This is a genomic window from Geoalkalibacter subterraneus (genome assembly GCF_000827125.1).
Taxonomy (GTDB): Bacteria; Desulfobacterota; Desulfuromonadia; order Desulfuromonadales; family Geoalkalibacteraceae; genus Geoalkalibacter_A; species Geoalkalibacter_A subterraneus.
On sequence record NZ_CP010311.1, the window covers coordinates 1,177,625 to 1,193,812 of the forward strand.

General features: G+C 55.3%; 17 protein-coding genes and 1 tRNA gene. 12 read left to right on the top strand and 6 right to left on the bottom strand.

The genetic code is table 11. The annotated features are described in order from the left end of the window. The first annotated feature begins 89 nt into the window (after positions 1 to 89). Positions 90 to 1,316 carry an MFS transporter gene (locus GSUB_RS05290; RefSeq protein WP_040199575.1) on the top strand — a complete coding sequence of 409 codons (1,227 nt, stop codon included), beginning with the start codon at positions 90 to 92 and terminating at the stop codon, positions 1,314 to 1,316. Between the two features lie 28 nt (positions 1,317 to 1,344). Here the strand turns inward: GSUB_RS05290 and GSUB_RS05295 are convergent, their stop codons facing one another. The 4 genes from GSUB_RS05295 to GSUB_RS05310 form a co-directional block, all read right to left on the bottom strand. Next, a complete protein-coding gene (locus tag GSUB_RS05295; RefSeq protein WP_040199576.1) occupies positions 1,345 to 2,055 on the bottom strand; it encodes an ABC transporter ATP-binding protein in 711 nt (236 codons plus the stop codon). Positions 2,056 to 2,099: 44 nt separating this feature from the next. Further along, positions 2,100 to 3,257: an ABC transporter permease gene (locus GSUB_RS05300; protein WP_040199578.1), complete on the bottom strand. Its 1,158-nt coding sequence runs from the start codon at positions 3,255 to 3,257 to the stop codon at positions 2,100 to 2,102. Between the two features lie 14 nt (positions 3,258 to 3,271). Beyond that, positions 3,272 to 3,805, bottom strand: a complete 534-nt coding sequence (locus GSUB_RS05305; protein ID WP_200890173.1) for a DUF2318 domain-containing protein — start codon at positions 3,803 to 3,805, stop codon at positions 3,272 to 3,274. Positions 3,806 to 4,106: 301 nt separating this feature from the next. Further along, positions 4,107 to 4,298 (bottom strand): hypothetical protein, encoded by a 192-nt coding sequence (locus GSUB_RS05310; protein WP_040199580.1) that lies wholly within the window; start codon positions 4,296 to 4,298, stop codon positions 4,107 to 4,109. 506 nt (positions 4,299 to 4,804) lie between these two features. Between GSUB_RS05310 and GSUB_RS05315 the strand changes: the two genes are divergently transcribed. The 3 genes from GSUB_RS05315 to GSUB_RS05325 all read left to right on the top strand — a co-directional run bounded on the left by GSUB_RS05315 (position 4,805) and on the right by GSUB_RS05325 (position 7,028). Beyond that, a complete protein-coding gene (locus GSUB_RS05315) occupies positions 4,805 to 5,932 on the top strand; it encodes a DUF362 domain-containing protein (RefSeq protein ID WP_040199582.1) in 1,128 nt (375 codons plus the stop codon). Positions 5,933 to 6,329: 397 nt separating this feature from the next. Then, a complete protein-coding gene (locus GSUB_RS20030) occupies positions 6,330 to 6,578 on the top strand; it encodes a type II toxin-antitoxin system Phd/YefM family antitoxin (protein ID WP_040199583.1) in 249 nt (82 codons plus the stop codon). Positions 6,579 to 6,584: 6 nt separating this feature from the next. Continuing rightward, positions 6,585 to 7,028 (top strand): PIN domain-containing protein, encoded by a 444-nt coding sequence (locus tag GSUB_RS05325; protein WP_040199585.1) that lies wholly within the window; start codon positions 6,585 to 6,587, stop codon positions 7,026 to 7,028. 8 nt (positions 7,029 to 7,036) lie between these two features. On the opposite strand, the gene GSUB_RS19875 is transcribed toward GSUB_RS05325, so the two are convergent. Beyond that, the gene (locus GSUB_RS19875) at positions 7,037 to 7,168 is read right to left on the bottom strand and encodes a hypothetical protein (protein WP_268747562.1); all 132 of its coding nucleotides are present in this window, start codon (positions 7,166 to 7,168) and stop codon (positions 7,037 to 7,039) included. A gap of 686 nt (positions 7,169 to 7,854) precedes the next feature. Between GSUB_RS19875 and GSUB_RS05330 the strand changes: the two genes are divergently transcribed. From GSUB_RS05330 to GSUB_RS20170, 6 genes are all read left to right on the top strand, one after another. Beyond that, positions 7,855 to 9,117: a tyrosine-type recombinase/integrase gene (locus tag GSUB_RS05330; protein WP_040199587.1), complete on the top strand. Its 1,263-nt coding sequence runs from the start codon at positions 7,855 to 7,857 to the stop codon at positions 9,115 to 9,117. 84 nt (positions 9,118 to 9,201) lie between these two features. Then, positions 9,202 to 9,816, top strand: a complete 615-nt coding sequence (locus tag GSUB_RS05335; protein ID WP_040199588.1) for a hypothetical protein — start codon at positions 9,202 to 9,204, stop codon at positions 9,814 to 9,816. An 87-nt stretch (positions 9,817 to 9,903) separates the two neighbouring features. After that, the gene (locus GSUB_RS05340; protein WP_052464585.1) at positions 9,904 to 10,134 is read left to right on the top strand and encodes a hypothetical protein; all 231 of its coding nucleotides are present in this window, start codon (positions 9,904 to 9,906) and stop codon (positions 10,132 to 10,134) included. A 2-nt stretch (positions 10,135 to 10,136) separates the two neighbouring features. Then, on the top strand, positions 10,137 to 10,370 hold the full coding sequence (locus tag GSUB_RS19360; RefSeq protein WP_040199589.1) for a hypothetical protein: 234 nt from the start codon (positions 10,137 to 10,139) through the stop codon (positions 10,368 to 10,370). Continuing rightward, positions 10,367 to 12,733, top strand: coding sequence for an AAA family ATPase (locus tag GSUB_RS17905; RefSeq protein ID WP_052464588.1), 2,367 nt, complete (start codon positions 10,367 to 10,369; stop codon positions 12,731 to 12,733). Before GSUB_RS19360 ends, GSUB_RS17905 begins: the two co-directional genes overlap by 4 nt. A 1,356-nt stretch (positions 12,734 to 14,089) precedes the next feature. Then, on the top strand, positions 14,090 to 14,440 hold the full coding sequence (locus tag GSUB_RS20170; protein WP_084211768.1) for an antA/AntB antirepressor family protein: 351 nt from the start codon (positions 14,090 to 14,092) through the stop codon (positions 14,438 to 14,440). Positions 14,441 to 14,534: 94 nt separating this feature from the next. Here the strand turns inward: GSUB_RS20170 and GSUB_RS05365 are convergent. Then, a tRNA-Ala gene (locus tag GSUB_RS05365) sits at positions 14,535 to 14,610 on the bottom strand. A 517-nt stretch (positions 14,611 to 15,127) separates the two neighbouring features. Between GSUB_RS05365 and GSUB_RS05370 the strand changes: the two genes are divergently transcribed. Continuing rightward, positions 15,128 to 15,727 carry a type VI secretion system-associated FHA domain protein gene (locus GSUB_RS05370; RefSeq protein WP_040199592.1) on the top strand — a complete coding sequence of 200 codons (600 nt, stop codon included), beginning with the start codon at positions 15,128 to 15,130 and terminating at the stop codon, positions 15,725 to 15,727. Continuing rightward, complete coding sequence (gene tssJ, locus GSUB_RS05375; RefSeq protein WP_052464590.1) at positions 15,727 to 16,188, top strand: type VI secretion system lipoprotein TssJ; 462 nt, start codon at positions 15,727 to 15,729, stop codon at positions 16,186 to 16,188. The genes GSUB_RS05370 and tssJ overlap by 1 nt, the downstream gene beginning before the upstream one ends.

Genomic DNA, 16,188 nt, shown 5'->3' on the forward strand with positions numbered 1-16,188 from the left:
TAATATGCGGTGGATAATAAAATCATTGGCGGAAGAAAATCGTCTGAATCCGGTCTCCTGAAAACAACCTCTTTGTAGGAGGACAGTCTTTGAAGACCCTGGTCGAGCGCCTCTCCCCATCACGCCTGGTGCTGCTGGTCTGTACGGCGGAAATCCTGAGCATGACCGGCTTTGCTACCTACCCGGCATTGCTGCCGCGGCTGCGGGCCGAGTGGGATATGAGCAACTCGGAGGCCGGACTGATCAGCGGAACTTTTTTCGTGGGTTACATGCTCGCCACCCCTTTCCTGGTCGGATTGACCGACCGCATCGACACCCGCCGTATTTATCTTCTTGCCACCATGCTGGCCTGCGCGGGCAGTCTCGGCTTTGCCCTGTTCGCCCAGGGTCTGCTGTCGGCCGTCTTTTTCCAGGTCCTGGTCGGTGCGGGACTTGCCGGAACCTATATGCCGGGCCTGCGTCTGCTGACCGATCATTTTCGCGGTGCGGTCCCCAGTCGCGGGGTCGCCTTCTATACCGCCACTTTTGGCCTTGGTACAACCGGCTCTTTGCTGCTGGCCGGCGCTCTGGAACCGGTCGGCTGGCAGTGGGCGTTTTTCGCCGCAGCGGTGGGGCCTTTTATCGCCGGACCGCTCATTTTCTTCTCTTTCCCTGCGCGACCGCCGCAGGGCAGTGACGCCCCGCCCGTTCCTGTTTTCGATTTCCGGCCGGTGCTGCGCAATCGCGAAGCCATGGGGTATATCCTCGGCTACGCGGCGCACTGCTGGGAGCTGTTCGGCCTGCGTTCCTGGCTACCGGCATTTTTTGCGTTCAGCCTGGGATTGACCGCCACTGAGGGCGGTTTCTGGTTCGGTGCAGCATCTCTGGCTGCCTGGGTCAACATGCTCGGGCCCCTGGCCAGCATCTTCGGCAACGAGGCGGCCGTCAAACGGGGGCGCCGCCGCCTGATCCTGTCCGCCATGACAGGCTCGGGGCTTCTTGCCTGCCTGGTGGGGTTCAGCGCACCGCTTCCCATCATCCTCGTCTTTATCCTGACGACTCTTTACTTCCTATGTGTCATGGGAGATTCCGCCGCCCTGACCGCCGGAATGGTAGCCGCCTCCGAACCGGGCCGCAAGGGAGCGGCCATGGCGCTGCATTCTCTGATGGGGTTCGGCGCAGGCTTTCTTGCGCCGCTGGCATTCGGGAGCGTGCTTGATGCCGCCGGCGGCAACGAATCCGTCACCGCCTGGGGGCTGGCTTTTGCGGCGCTGGGGGTCTGGTCGTTGGTCGCTGTGGGGTTGATGGTGCTGCGGAAAATTTTCTCTTCCAGCTAAACTGAAACCCCAGCCCATAAATCTGCGGTTAACCTGCTGCTGTGGCCCGAGTTGCCGTATAAACCGACCGGTCCGAATCGACCTGCCCGTCCCTGAGCGATATCGTGCGCTGGAAATATTCCGTGTTTTCCTGGTTGTGAGTCACCATGACGATGGTCTGCCCTTCCTGGTTGAGATGGGCCAGCAGGTCCATGATCTCTTTGCTGGTCGTGGAATCCAGGCTACCGGTAGGTTCATCGGCCAGAATCAGCGGCGGCTTGTTGACCAGCGCCCGTGCAATGGCGACGCGCTCCTGTTCGCCGCCGGAGAGCTGGCTGGGCAAGTGGGTGGCGCGGTGTTCGAGACCAACTTTGGCCAGTACTTCCCGGGCGCGGTCGCGCTTTTGGGGGGTGGGCATGCGCTTAATGGCCAATGGAAGCATGACGTTTTCCAGGGCGCTGAGGTAGGGCACCAGGTTGAAGGACTGGAAAACGAAGCCGAGATATTCGCGCCTGAAGTCGGCGAGCTTTTCACCGCCGAGAGCATGAATATCGATGCCGTCGATGACGACACGCCCATCACTGGGACCGCACAGCCCACCGAGAATCGACAGAAATGTGCTTTTTCCTGACCCCGAGGGGCCCATCACGCCGAGAAAAGTTCCTTCCGATACGCTGAGGTTCAACCCACGCAACGCTTGTACGCAGTCGTTGCCGTTCTGGAAATTCCGGATCAGATTTTCAATTTCGATAAATGACATGGGGCTCGATTCCTGTTCTCGCAGGGTTGAAAAACGTTGTAAATCTACAGTGCGCGCAGGGCTTCGGTGGGCTCCATGCGGCTGGCATGCAGGGCCGGATAGATCGAGGCCAGAGAGCCGACCGCGACTGCCAGCAGCAAAGCGCCGCCGAGCAGCAGCGGGTTGAACGCCAGGTGCGGGTGCTCTTCGGCCAGGAAAGGCAGGGCTGCCCAGGTGGCGGCCATGCCGGCCAGGTAGCCGAGGGCTCCGGCGATGAAGCTGACCGTCACCGCTTCTGTCATGATCAGGTGCACGACGTGGGTGCGGCGGAAACCCAGCGCGCGAAAGATGCCGATCTCTCGGGTGCGCTCATTGACCGAGCCCATCATCGTGACGAACACGATCAGAGCGCCGATAAAGACCACCACGGCGGCGATGCTTAAGGAAAAGACCCGGAACTGCTCCAGCGCGTGCATGCGCGACTTGACGACCTGCTGCAGGGCGGTGACGCGGGTGGCGGGCAGTGCCGCGGAGAGCTGCTCCACCAGATCCTCGATGGGGCAGTCGGCGCACAGGGCGGCTATTTCAACCAGGCTCACCACGCCTTCGCGCCCGAGGATACTCTGAACCCTGGGCAGAGTGGCAATAAGCAATCGATCGTCCTGCGATCCAGTCGGCTGCAGGATTCCCGTCAGGGTGAAAGTCTGTCCTGCGATTTTCACCTCATCGCCCAGGTTGAGTCCCAGCGCTTCAGCCACGGCGCTTCCGGCCACCAGCTCATCGGCGTTAGCCAGGGGGCGGCCATCGATCGTCCACCATCTTTTCAGGTTGAACTCGATTTCGGGATCGACGCCCATCATCACCACGCGGCGCCCGCCTATTTCCACCGCACCGACAATCTTGGGAGCCACTGCTGCAATATTGCGGGCGTTGGGGATCGTGCGGATGCGCTCCAGTTCCTCCATGCGGATGGGGTCAGGTTCGACGGTCACCCCGGCGACGTTGACCCCGCCATAGGACAGGGAAAGGTCGTCGCTGACCGGTGTGATCAGGATGTTCGCGCCAAAGCTGTCGATTTTGTGTTCCGCCTCCATGGTCAGCGCCTCGGACAGCGAAATCAGGGTGACCACGGTGGCGATTCCCACCAGCAGCCCCATGACCAGAAAGGCGAGACGCGCCTTGCGGCGGCGAAGATTGTTCAGGGCGATCGTATGCAGATTCATTCTTCGGAATTCCTCTATTTCGAGTCGGCAGGGAAGTATCTCGCTCCTGCGGCCAGGTCCGCGGCCGCGATGATCAGAGTGCCGTTACTGACCTGACGATCGATCGGCGCCGGATTGCAGCCGCCTTTAACTTCGTTGATGCGGTCGGAAGAAAACTTCTGCCCGCAATTTCTACAGACCATGACATCGCCTTCCTGGAAATATCCCCTCTTTTCGCGGTAGCAGACGTCACAGGCATCAAAAGCCGCCCGGATCACCCCGTCATGACTGCGTAAAACGAAAAAGTCGACAGGGCCGGTTGCTGCGCGATAACTGAAAAAATGGGCCTTGCCGTCATTAACTTCGATGACCGGGATCTCAATCCGGCCATTTTGGGCCTGCACTTCCGGATACCCTGGGCGCTGTTTGCCGAAGTAGGACAAACCGCCGACAGTTGCGGCCACAGCAACCATCAGTGTCACGACGACATAGACGATGAATTGTGAACTTTTATGGTCCTTTGTGTCATCCTTGCTGAATTGTCCTTTCTTTGCGTTCCGATCGGTCATTTCTCAACTCCAGTTTCGTGGGGAATCCTGAAGCGAAGCCGCAGAATTCCAGAGAGTCAACAGTGTGATGCCCACGTTTTTCACCGTGCGCCTGGTTTTACAAACTGAATTACAGGGATATCAGTTTTTGTGCCAAACTGTTGGTTAGTGTAACTACTTGAAAATAAGGGATTTTAAGTGGAGTCAGAGAAGGGGCGGGTGTTGGATTTTCTAAAATGGGTGTGGAATATTGTACATTTTTAGGAAGGCGGGTGCGCCGAAAAAAGGTCAAGTGGTCAGCGCCCCGCCTGTGGTATGAGGGTCAGCGGGTGGTGTGCCGGTTGAGCAGCTCCAGTATCTCGGGCTTGCTTGCGACGGGTGTGATCACCTTGATCTCGAGTTTTTCCTTGTCGACATAGAATTTGTCCTGAGGGATGCCCGCTCCAAGAAGGTCGTTGACGGCATTCTGCATGGCTTCTTTCGAGGCATAATCGACCGTTACGGTTTCATTCATGGTCTGTCCCCTTTCTGTTTTTGTTGTTTTGCTGGAATTTCCAGCAAGATACGCGTCGCAAAACGCGTGCTGAGTGGTAAAAAATTCGCTTTAAGGATGTTGAACGTGTTGTTTTTTCGACTCTTTTCATTTTATCAGGTTCTGCGAGGTGTCAAGGAAGTCGCTTTGTTGCGGTCTTGACCCTGAAGGAGGGGACAAGGTAGGCTGATCTACAAAGAAAGGATTTCAAGATAAATGAATAGACCGTTGAAGATTGTGGTTCTGACATCCTTTGGAGTTGCCGGGGGTGCATTGCTCGGCTACCTGGGACAATGCGCCGGCAGCACCTGAGGCACCCTTGCCAGCCCCTGGTCAGGGGCGATATTTGGAGCAATTGTCGGGTTTGTTTTTGGGGTGCTGCCGAATGAGAAGAAGACCGACAACCGGGAGGACTTTCCGCGGGAATAAGGTATGGCCATTATTATTATTTCTCGATTTGAGGCTTTAGTTTGATGGGAGGGATTGATATGGCAAGTCCAGTTTTTCTGGCTGATCTTCGTGCCGGCCATCGTGAGAACCTGCTCGACAAGATCGAGCGTCTGCTTGCGGATGGCGGCCTGGATGGAATCGTCGCGCGGGACGATCTGGTTGCGGTGAAGGTTCATTTCGGCGAACGCGGCGGTCACGGTTATGTGCGCCCCGTTTTTCTGCGCCGGGTGGTGGAATGCATCAGGGCCGGCGGCGGCAAGCCCTTTCTGACCGATTCGAGCACCCTCTACCCGGGAGAACGCAAGGAGGCGGTTTCCGCCCTGTCCTGCGGCATCGAAAACGGTTTCGCCTACGCTGTCGTCGGTGCGCCGCTGATCATGTGCGACGGGCTGCGCGGACATTCGGCGCGGCGCGTGCCGGTCAGCGGGGAGTTGCTCTCCTCTGTCGATATTGCGTTGGGGATTCTCGAAGCGGACGCCCTGGTGACCGTCTCCCATTTCAAAGGGCACGACCTGACCGGTTTCGGCGGCGCCATCAAGAATCTCGCCATGGGCTGCTCAAGCCGTGAGGGCAAACTTGAACAGCACTCCAATGTGGCCCCCGAAGTGGCGGAGAAGTACTGCACCGCCTGCGGCGCCTGCTACAAGGCCTGCGTGCATGACGCGGTGGCCATCATCGAAGGGACGGCAGTCATCGATGCGGAAAAATGCGCCGGCTGCGGCCGCTGCATCACCGTCTGTCCGGAGAAGGCGATCAAGATTCAGTGGAACGAAGAAGCTCCGCTGGTGATGAAGAAAATGGCCGAGTATGCCACGGGGGCGGTGGAAGGAAAATCCGGCAAATCCCTCTATTTAACCTTTGTCACCGACGTCTCTCCCTCCTGCGACTGCTACGGCCACTCCGACGCGCCCATCGTGCCCGATATCGGCATTCTCGTCTCCACAGACCCCGTCGCCATCGACCAGGCCGCTGTCGACCTGGTCAACCAGGCCACCGGAATTCCCGGCACAGCGCTTCAGACCGGACACGAACCAGGCGGCGACAAATTCCGCGGCATGCATCCGCAGATCGATTATGAAGTGACTCTGGAACATGCCGAGAAAATGGGACTGGGTTCGCGCAGCTATGAGCTGGTGCGGCTGGAGCCGAAAGGCAAGGGGTGGTAGTAATGGAATAATTGGTGCTATCGGAACAAAAAAAGCCTTGAAGTTCAGGATGCTTACAAATATGATTCTTCCCCTATGTTCCCCTATGTTCCCCTGAAAAAGCGCTGTTTCCTGCAAAAAAGTGGCACCCAAAGTGGCACCCAAATTTGAAGTGAATTATGGCAAGTAGAGACGATCTGATTAAATCAGACACTAAAGGAATTTTTGTGGGCTATAAGATAGCACAAATAATGAAATGTTTCAGCAACTTACATGCATTCGTGAAAAAGTTTTACGATTGTAATCTCACGGAATCAGGTTCATATTCGGGTAAATTATTTGGTGTCTTCCTGCTTGACTGCAGGTGCTTGCTGTGGGTAAATAGTGTTAAGCACTACTTTTAACGGGGGAGGTTTCCATGGAGAACATAAGTGCGAGCGATGCAAACCGCCATTTCTCTAAGGTTCTACGCCAGGTATCTCAGGGAGACGTTGTAACTATTACCTCGCGTGGCAAGCCTGTAGCATCCATAATTCCTGCGCACAGGCAGCAGGCCCAGCACAGTGCTGCGCGTAAATCTCTGCTTGAGCGTTTGCGTCAGCAGAAAATTACCGGTGAGCGCAACTGGACCAGGGACGAACTATACGATGATGAATGCGGGGAGTAGATAGGTATGAGGGTTGCCCTGGATACCAATGTCCTTGCCTATGCAGAGGGGCTTGGCGATCAATCCAGATGTGCCAGGGCCATGGAACTGGTGGAACGCCTGCCCCTTGGTGAGGTAATTATCCCGGCCCAGACGTTGGGAGAGCTGAGTCGGGTGCTGCGCTCCAAGGCGAAGAGAAGCGCTGAAGATACGCGCTCAGCGGTACTGAGCTGGGCAGATACCTTCAGTGTAGCCGACTCAACCTGGCCTGCATTTCAGGCTGCGCTGGATCTGAATGTGGATCATAAACTCCAGATCTGGGATGCACTGATTCTCGCAGTAGCTGCAGAACAGCACTGTCGCATACTTCTGACTGAAGATATGCATGCTGGATTTACCTGGCGTGGAGTTACCCTGGTAAACCCTTTTGCACCTGAAATAGATCCCCTTCTGGAACAACTATTGGCCTGAAGACCCAGCTAGAAGTCCCACGCCAGAGCTACCGTGCCATGGGGCGTTGCCTGCTGGGCATCCTCAGAGTGCGCATCTTCTGCAGAACCGTTCTGTTTCTGTCCCTGCTTCTTCTCCGGCAGAGCATCTCTAATTTCCATGAGTCTGGGTATGCGGCTGTGACTGGCGTACATCCCTGTGCTGATGCTCCTGTTGTGGCTCTCCCGGATGGAACAACTCCCTTAAGAGCCGGTTCAGCCTGTCGAGCCTATACCCCTGAATGGGGCCGGTGGGAGGTATGCTATCCAGGGTCTCGAAATGACAACCGAAAATTGACCACCTGTGATCATCGAAATTTGACCACCCCCGTTGGTTGAAAAATTACATCAAATGTAATCCGCTGGGTGTTATTTGGAAAATTTTGTGCAGATAAAACAGAATAAACTACTCCCACCAAGCCTAACGGCTACGGGAGGAGCAACTGCGCAGCTTTTTTTGGTAGATGTTTGATCAATAATTTGTGGTGGGCTATTCTCCATCCCCCCCTGTTTGGTGTAGACCCAAAAAGTGGCACCCAACCACCCAAAACAAAACAAGCACCTACAGGAAAAACCCGTAAGTGCTTGTTTTTTATGGTGGAGCTAAGCGGGATCGAACCGCTGACCTCTTGAATGCCATTCAAAAGTTTGCAGTTTCACACGGCAACACAAGATGACACGAAAAGCCTTGCATATAGGGGCGTTTAGGGGTATCCTAGTATCACGTTGCATCACTTAAAAAAACACTGTTTACCTCAAAATCTTGTACCCCATCTTGTACCCCATCTTGTACCCCAGGAGACTTCCAGATGGCTAAAGACAATCTCAAGCCGACAGGTCGCAAGGGCGTTTTCTTCATCGAGCACCCGACAAGGCGCAATGGAGTCAGAAAGGATCGCCAACTTGTCTTGCGCTACACCATTGATGGGAAGACAAGGAAAGAGGTCTTTGGGTGGGAGACTGAAGGGAAGACTGCCGTTGATGCTGAGCGGAAAATCCTGGAGCTTAGGGCGAACGCCAAGAGTGGTGAAGGGGTAACGTCGCTTGCAGAGGAGAAGGCCCTCCGTGAAGCGAAGGAGAAGGCTCGCCAAGCAGCAGCAAAGAGGGAGGCTCAGCGCAACACCACCCTGGCGGATTATTTCAACGGGGATTATCTCGAAGCCGCCCGCACCAATAAGAAGCCGCGCACTGTTGGATCAGAGAAGGCTTTGTTTGAAAAGTGGATCAATCCCGTCATGGGGCATAAGCCTATCAGAGAGATACTCCCCTTGGACTTCCAGCGGCTGCAAAAGACGGTCCTTAAGGGTGACAAGCGCAAAGACGCCAAGACGGGCAAGGATGGCTTCGTTGCACGATCCCCGCGAACGGTACATTACTGCGTGTCCATCGTAACGCAGATATGGAATATGGCCTTTGATAACGGCGTGGTTGATATTCAGCCGCCGCGACGCAAAAAGCTAAATCTCCCGATGATCGACAACGAGCGCACCCGCGCATTCACACCAGAGCAGGCAGAAAAGTTCTTTACAGAAATGAAACAGCGGTCTGTTCAATGGCATGACATATCAATGCTGTCATTGCTGGCGGGCCTTCGCGCCTCTGAAATCTTCCGTCTCGAAATCAAGGATCTTGACGAAGAACGGGGAATGATCTTTCTCAAGACTCCGAAGAAGCAGAAGTCGCAGCGGCTTGTTTTGGGTGAAGCAGCTTTATCGTTGCTTGCCCGGCTCAAAGAGAACCACCCGACAGGGAAGGGGCTCTTTTTCACAAACAGCAAGGGCCACCAGATAGCGGAGGTTTCGGATACTGTTCAGCGGGTCATCGATCATCTTGGCTTCAATGCCGGAATTACCGACCGGCGCGACCGGCTGACCTTCCACAGTTGGCGGCATACTTACGCGACCTGGATGCTTGACAGCGGGGTGGACATTTACACCGTAAATCAACTTCTGCGGCATTCGTCCCTGAAGATGACGGAGCGATACGTTCACCCGCAGGAGCAAAAGCTCAGGCTGGCCGCCGGGGGTATTGAATCTTCCTTCAAAAATAACGGGTCTGAGAAGGCCGGGTAATAAATAATCGCCCCCGCCTGATAGTGAAAGTTAGTGAAAGTATCTGGCGGGGCATACTTTTAGGGGCGCCAAAGGGAGGCGCGAATGATTAACAAGCGGCAGGCGCTGGAGCAGATAGGTCGGCTGAAAGACGAATTGCGAGACCAGTTGATCGAGGACGAAGAACTCCGACATATATTCCTGGGGTTGCACCGTCCCGAGCAGCAAATAGCGGACATCTCCGAAAGAATCAACTCAGGGTGCGTTGAGGGTGCCACGGAATATGGCCTCAAATCTTATTTCAGTCTTCTTCTGGCAGAGACATTACTTTATGATGACGAGGCACACTTCGACATTGCGCGATACAGCACGCTCTTAGCTGGGGCGGCGCAGGCAAAGATAATATACTCGTCCGAAACCATGATCGGCAGGACATATGCGCCCCTTGCAGACTATGCGGTCCAGGTGCAGCGCGAACGCTCTAGAGGGGGGAGAAACTCAAGAGGGGAGGAGGTTGACCGGGAAACGCGAAATCGTCTAATCGTTGAAGAATACGACCGTCTATTTTCCGCCGGCCGGCTGGAGAACAAAACCCACAACCAAATCGCCTTGATTATCAAAAACAAGATCGCCCCCACCCTGCGAGACGAAGCCCCCGGCCAAGAAAAATTCGGGCCCAAGACCTACCTTCGCACACTCAAAGCCCACGGAAAATTTTAGCCACACACAAAAACCGTGACAACACTACAGTTGTCATCGTCATAAGTTGTCATTCTGAAACCACCTAAAACAAAGGAGGCTTCAGACATGGCAGAACACTTCGATTTCGCTCAGCTTTCCGAAAAATGGCAATCCCCCCTGGTGGCACGCTCGGAGGTCAAAAATTTCTCCGGCGGGCTTCTCAATGGTCGCACACTGGCAAACCTGGATTCACAAGGTCGCGGGCCTCGCGGCAAGGTGGTTGTAGGTAGGCGCGTGGCTTATACCGCGAAGTCCCTTGTCGAGTTCCTGGAAGAACGCGCAAGGCGCAGGGGGTGAGTATGGCCACAAAAAACAAAACCCGGCTGGCGGGCCGGGTCACATCAAACTCACAATTTCAGAATACCCCAAAACCATCGAAAAATCAAGCCGTTCCGTTGCCAGGCACCGCATTGTGCGCCTTTCTGCGACGCTACCGAAACGACTTGCTTGAGGCAGATCGCACCGGCGAACTTTCGCTGCTGCTTGACTGTGTTGACGGGTTGCTGCTGGCGGCGGAGAGGGGGGCGCAATGACCTCTCTCGCAGATGCTCAAGCAGCCCTCCAACACATTCCCCCACATGATCGGGAAACATGGGTTCGCCTCGCAATGGCGGTTAAGTCTGAATTTGGCGAAGCCGGTCGTGAGACTTGGGAATCCTGGAGCCGGGGCGCAGAGAACTACCGCGCGGCAGATGCGGCGGCTGTTTGGAGAAGTGCAAAAGAGTCCGGCGGCGTGACCATCGCAACCCTGTTTCATACGGCGAAAGAAAACGGCTTCGATCCTGCCAGCGTTGCACCCCCGAAACCACCGACACCCGCTGAAATCGCACAGCGCAAGGCCCGCGCCGAAGCCGAGCAAGCGAAGATCGAAAAACGGCAAGCAGAGGCCGCAGGGCTGGCGCTTCGCACATGGGCCAAAGGTAGTGCAGCCGATGGACATCCGTATCTTATCCGTAAAGGTGTTCAACCCACCGACACCATTAGGAAATTACCCGCTGAGCGTGTCGCAGAAATCATTGGCTACCACCCGAAGTCGAGCGGGGAACCGCTCACCGGCGACGTGTTGGTTATTCCGGTGAAGGTCGAAACCCTGACTACCCTGGAGATGATTGACGAAACAGGACGGAAGGCAGCTCTATATGGCGGCAAGAAGTCCGGCGGGTTATGGAGTCCTGCGAAGCTCCCAAAAGGCGACGGCGATGGGCTGACGCTTGCGATTGCTGAAGGCGTCGCGACCACCCTTTCAATCCACGAATCCGGCGAATTCATATCCATTGCCGCGCTGAGTGCTGGAAATCTCCCAGCCGTTGCGGCGCGTATGCGCAATAAATTCCCAGCCGCACGAATGGTTATTTGTGGCGAACCTGGTGGAGGTTTGAAACATGCTAAGCGGGCTGCACAAGAGAACGATGCAGCACTGGCAGTATGGCCCGGGGGCGACGCAAACGACCTGCATCAGGCGCAAGGGCTTGAAGCTGTCCGCCAGTTGATCGAAAAGGCGAACACTGCCGACGATTGCACCGAGGATGGCGCAACCGTGGCAATTCCCCCTCAGCCTGGAGAGGATTTCAACGATATGGCCTCCCGTGCAGGGCTTGAGGCTGTTAGGCAGTGTCTTGGACCCGGCGTGGCAAGAGTCGCATTAATATGCGCCGCAGATATTAAGCCTGAGCAGATAAGGTGGATCTGGCCGGGATGGTTAGCCGCCGGGAAACTTCACGTTCTGGCGGGCGCACCGGGGACGGGGAAAAGCACCCTGGCCTTTTCACTTGGGGCGACCATATCAAACGGCGGGAGGTGGCCTGGTGGTGAACAAGCAGAGCCGGGAGATGTTGTTATATGGAGCGGGGAGGATGACCCTAAAGATACCATTGTCCCCCGCCTGCGTGCTTGTGGTGCCAACATGGGGCGCGTTCACATTCTTGGCGGCATGACTGGCCCCGATCCGCGACCATTCGACCCCTCACAAGATATTCCCGCCCTGCGTTATGCACTAATGGGACGCAATATCAGACTGCTGATTGTTGACCCCGTAGTGTCTGCCGTTGCAGCCGACAGCCACAAAAACACCGAAGTTAGACGCGCATTGCAGCCCCTGGTAGACATTGCCACCGCTACGGGATGCGCTGTGCTGGGAATCAGTCACTTTACGAAAGGCACCGCCGGAAGAGATCCGGTTGAGCGCGTGACCGGCAGTCTTGCCTTCGGTGCCCTGGCCCGCGTCGTGATGGCAACCGCCAAGCTGCCCGAAGAAGAACACAACGGGGCGCGACTTCTGGCCCGAGCAAAAAGCAACATTGGGCCCGATACCGGCGGTTTTCACTACAACCTCGATCTGGTCGAAATTCCCGATTACCCCGGCATTGTCAACACCCGCGTGCTGTGGGGCAAGGCGGTTGACGGAGCGGCACGCGATCTTTTAGCAGACGCTGAGCGCGACCGCGACGAGGGAAACACCGCCACCGGCGCAGCTATGCAATGGCTAACGGATATGCTGAGTGCAGGCCCGGTGAAGGCCGCCGAAGTCACCCGTGAAGCAAGAGCGGCAGGTATTGGTGCAAAGCCCCTTCGGAGCGCCAGAGAAAAACTCGGAGTCAAGCCTCATAAGGTCGGATTTCCCGGTCAGTGGTGGTGGAGCCTCGAAGATGCCCCCGGCGAAGATGCCCCGAAGATGCCCACACACGCTGGGAGGGCATCTTCGGAAGAAGAAGAACTCCAAGATATTAATAATACTGGTGTTTTACGAAGATGCCCTGAAGATGCCCTGGGCAAGTCGAAGATGCCCTCCACCCCCGAAGATGCCCTCCCACAGAGTATGGGCACCTTCGGGGCATCTTCGGAAATCGAGGATTGCGTCACTTTAAGCGAGGACGATTTATTCGGAGGGCAGCAATAATGGTTTATGAGGTGATTATTCCGGTAAAGACGAAGCGCGGAACACTTAAACCAGGACAGCGTATCAATGTTACGGAGAGTGTCGCCGATACGCTGGCGGATAAGGTGCGGCCTCTCACCTTCGACAAACTTTCCCCTTCGGAGCGTGGGCGCTGGTGCCTAGATCATGAGTTGACACAGCCGGGATGCCGCTGTCCGCATAAAGGTAAGCTCGACGGCTGTGTTCTCTGGCGAAATATCACGCGGCGGGAGCGTTTTCGGAGCGTCACCCGTCACCGATGGGAGATATAAGCCAATGACCAGACGCAGAGAAAAGATAAGTATGGGAGCCGCCGGTGCAAAATTAAGCGACAGGATTTAGCAGCAGCTGGTCAGAGACTGCTGGAGTCCGTCGCCAGTGGTGAACTGCCACCCGATACCGGAGCGCAGCTAATGCAGGCACTCGGAACCTTGGCGCGAGTCAAAGAGCTGGTCGAGCTGGAGCAGCGCCTGACCGAACTCGAAAGGAGCCTGAAAAAACGAATCGAGCATTTAAGCGGCGACTTGACGAACTCGAAGCCCGGCACAGCCCCACGGAACCGATGGCAATATTTATAACGGCGGTCAGCAAAGAACACGGCGACCCGAACGATGGCTGGCGCGACCGATGGCAGCAGCGGCAAACCGAGTACGTGAAGCTGATATGAGACGCAAGCCATTAGCACGCTATCTGGATTTTCGGCACCGCGTTGAAAGCGGCGACCTCCGGCCCGAGACGATCAGCGAGTTTATCAAGGCTGCTGCGTGCCTTGACAGCGAGTTGAAGGCAGAGGCTGAGGAATACGTCAGACAGGTTAAGTCAGCAGCCTAAACAGATCATAGCGATAAGTAGCAGAGACCCGGCCACAGCGCCGGGTTTTTGCGTCTGGGCTTCAGTATTTGGCCTGTGAGCGGCTTTTCCTGTTCGTGAAGGGTAAGCCAAGGGCGGCGGGAGTGTGTAGCACAGAACATACTCACTCGACTTTGCCGGATATATTCTTGAGTTGACGCACAGCAGGCAGGAAGTGGGATTGATTGACATGGTGCGTTCATTGCTTTTTGAGTGATATATGAGTACCCCCCGGCGAGACATCATCATATATGCAGCAGGATTATCCCCGGAACTGGTGGAAACCTACCCTCTGCACAAAAAATAGCGGCCCTGGAATCAACAACTTACACATCAACCACCTACCCCAATTTTACCCCAAGGCGACAGTAGCCATTGCCAGGACCTGCGAACGCTCAGCGGCAAGGTTACGGCAAGGGGTACGTCACGGACTGCTCACCCAAAAGGGCGAGCAAAACGGCAAGAAAACATGGCAAGGTTTCATGTCGAATGTATCAAGGATACGTCAAGGATTGCTCCCCCTTTTTGGGAGCGGTGGAAAATCAAGACTTTGTGGTTGTTGCCCAAACTGGCAAAAATTCCAAAGGCGGGCGTCCCTCCATCGAATACCGCCTGACCATCGACATGGCGAAAGAAAACTGTCAATGGCCGAGCGCAACGGCAAGATCGCGGCAATGTCTTTCTGGAAGAAGACATAGCAGGTTTATAGCAAGGTTGCGAGGTGACAGGCGCTTGCTGTTTTTTAGTATGCGGGGGCTTTCTCGGAGGATTCCGAAAAACTGTGCAGGAATGCACAAAAAGGCTGGCCGGCGGCAGGGATTTTTGCCCCTTCTGAGATAGTACAAAAATAAAACTTGTACCCTTTCTTGTACCCCAAGAAGAGGGACAAATAAAAAGGGGCCACACCCTGAAAGTGTAACCCCTTGATATTTCTTGGTGGAGCTAAGCGGGATCGAACCGCTGACCTCTTGAATGCCATTCAAGCGCTCTCCCAGCTGAGCTATAGCCCCGTGAAGTGAGGCCTGTTTATAGCAAAGGCCGCATGTCGAGTCAATAGAAAATTTCGGTCTGATTTCATCTCTCTTGTTTGTGAAAATTAATTTCCTGCCGATACGGTTTCTGCCCCACAGACAACCGACTGTAAAATCGCATTTTCTTCTATTTAAAATAAAAAAGACAATCTTTGTAATCAAAATGAATAAGGAGATTCCCTTTGTTTTTTGTTTTGACACAGGATTGCTCGTTGTGTTAAATCCCTGATCTGTAATTATTTAATGAGTCTTTGACGGCTTGCTTTGTTCAAAATTTGGGGGTTTGGAATTGATTGTTTTTTTTATTGGATTGAACTTTTGGGGGATCTCTTCGCCGCATTGCGGCGCATTCTGCCTATATATCCCATCAGTCCAGCACGCCAAACCATCTCCTGCTTCGGTATAACTCCTCCTCCCGCTTGTTCGGGTTTCGTCCGTGATGCGGCCCCTTTCGGTGTCGCTTGTGCGATATCGTGTGTCGAAAAGGGTAAATCTTATGGCGAAACACAAAAAAAAGCCAAACTGTTCGTCCGTCGGCATGGTTCGCAGGGATGAGCAGACAACCCTGCAGGCGAACTACCGTCCATCGCACCGCACGGGCACGGCTCTCATTTCGGGCGTGGCTCGATTGATCGAAGGTCTACGCTGTTTTGCCGACGAATTCGGTTTGTCGCCGCGCAGAATTCTGGGTGAGGCGTGGGAAGAATTTCAGTGCGGCAACGCCGAAGATGTTCTGCGAAATTGGCTGCGTGACGGAGATGATGGGGCTCAGCGCATTGAGCGTCTGTTTAACGATCTTACGGCGCACCAAGTGGCTCTTTTGAGCGGGGTAGACGGTGTGGCGCGCGAGGCGGCCCGGCGTTTCAATCCTCAGCATTTCAAAATGCAAACCCCGGGCCTGCTGGGAATTCGCCCCCGGGCGTGGCGCAATTACTGCCGCTACTATCAGGAATTGACCGCCTCCGAACAGCACCTGCACCGCACTCTGGTGTTGCCCGGGTTTGTCTCTGCCTATATCCAAACGCGTGAGGCATGTTGCAGGGAGTCCTCATCGCAGCTCCGTAAACCCCATGAATCTGCACGAAGGGAACCCTGATGGTGCGAAATCTTCTCTCATGGCTCTGTTTTCTGCTGGTCGTCGCTCTACTGGTGGGCTGCGCCGAACCGCGAGTGCGCATGGGGTTGTCATCCACGGCCAATCTCAACCTCAATGATTTTGATGAACCTCTGCCGGTGGTGGTGCGTATCTACCAGCTCAATGACGACGCAGATTTTCAGTCGGCGGAATTCATGGACCTGTGGAAGGACGACCTCAAGGCCCTCGGCAACTCCTTGCTGACCCGCGACGAGGTGGTGATGAACCCTGCTGCGCAGATGACGCTGGAATATCCCCGCCACGAGCAGACCAGGTTCGTTGCAGTGATGGGCGTGTTTCGTGAACCGGGAGAGAGCAGCTGGCGGGATATCCGCTCACTCTCTGAAGGTTATTTTGCACGCCGCTTCGGCGGAAAGATTGTCGTTCACCTCAAAGGCAGTGCCCTGGAAATGGTCGATTAA

Bases quoted from the DNA above. Each gene is read 5' to 3' on its own strand.
- GSUB_RS05295 (WP_040199576.1), bottom strand. From the start codon at position 2,055: ATGTCATTTATCGAAATTGAAAATCTGATCCGGAATTTCCAGAACGGC.
- GSUB_RS05300 (WP_040199578.1), bottom strand. From the start codon at position 3,257: ATGAATCTGCATACGATCGCCCTGAACAATCTTCGCCGCCGCAAGGCG.
- GSUB_RS05305 (WP_200890173.1), bottom strand. From the start codon at position 3,805: ATGACCGATCGGAACGCAAAGAAAGGACAATTCAGCAAGGATGACACA.
- GSUB_RS05310 (WP_040199580.1), bottom strand. From the start codon at position 4,298: ATGAATGAAACCGTAACGGTCGATTATGCCTCGAAAGAAGCCATGCAG.
- GSUB_RS05315 (WP_040199582.1), top strand. From the start codon at position 4,805: ATGGCAAGTCCAGTTTTTCTGGCTGATCTTCGTGCCGGCCATCGTGAG.
- GSUB_RS20030 (WP_040199583.1), top strand. From the start codon at position 6,330: ATGGAGAACATAAGTGCGAGCGATGCAAACCGCCATTTCTCTAAGGTT.
- GSUB_RS05325 (WP_040199585.1), top strand. From the start codon at position 6,585: ATGAGGGTTGCCCTGGATACCAATGTCCTTGCCTATGCAGAGGGGCTT.
- GSUB_RS19875 (WP_268747562.1), bottom strand. From the start codon at position 7,168: ATGGAAATTAGAGATGCTCTGCCGGAGAAGAAGCAGGGACAGAAACAG.
- GSUB_RS05330 (WP_040199587.1), top strand. From the start codon at position 7,855: ATGGCTAAAGACAATCTCAAGCCGACAGGTCGCAAGGGCGTTTTCTTC.
- GSUB_RS05335 (WP_040199588.1), top strand. From the start codon at position 9,202: ATGATTAACAAGCGGCAGGCGCTGGAGCAGATAGGTCGGCTGAAAGAC.
- GSUB_RS05340 (WP_052464585.1), top strand. From the start codon at position 9,904: ATGGCAGAACACTTCGATTTCGCTCAGCTTTCCGAAAAATGGCAATCC.
- GSUB_RS19360 (WP_040199589.1), top strand. From the start codon at position 10,137: ATGGCCACAAAAAACAAAACCCGGCTGGCGGGCCGGGTCACATCAAAC.
- GSUB_RS17905 (WP_052464588.1), top strand. From the start codon at position 10,367: ATGACCTCTCTCGCAGATGCTCAAGCAGCCCTCCAACACATTCCCCCA.
- GSUB_RS20170 (WP_084211768.1), top strand. From the start codon at position 14,090: ATGTATCAAGGATACGTCAAGGATTGCTCCCCCTTTTTGGGAGCGGTG.
- GSUB_RS05370 (WP_040199592.1), top strand. From the start codon at position 15,128: ATGGCGAAACACAAAAAAAAGCCAAACTGTTCGTCCGTCGGCATGGTT.
- tssJ (WP_052464590.1), top strand. From the start codon at position 15,727: ATGGTGCGAAATCTTCTCTCATGGCTCTGTTTTCTGCTGGTCGTCGCT.